The following is a 281-nucleotide window of genomic DNA, read 5'->3' as shown; positions in this document are numbered from 1 at the left end:
AATGGACAGTTGATTGCGTCCGCCAATCCAAATTATGACGCTCTTGTTTTTTACAAAGACGGCAAAACCGCCATTGTTAATCAATCGGCGATTAAGTCTATAGAAAATATCGAAAACGCCGTGGGCGGGTTTCATCAAATATTGGTTGGCGGTGAACCTGCACAGAGGACGCATGACAGAAAGGCAAGGCATCCTAGAAGTGCGGGCGGAATTTCGCAAAACGGCAAATATTTATACCTTGTGGTGATTGACGGCAGAAGAGCGGGAAGTATCGGCACAAC

General features: G+C 46.3%; 1 protein-coding gene. It reads left to right on the top strand.

What is annotated here, in order from left to right; translation table 11 throughout:
- Positions 1-281 (top strand): phosphodiester glycosidase family protein (locus ACYVTD_RS17600; RefSeq protein ID WP_461248915.1); only part of this gene is annotated, 281 nt, incomplete at both ends.

This window comes from Treponema sp. R6D11, assembly GCF_054786075.1.
This window is presented reverse-complemented; position numbering and strand designations above follow the sequence as displayed.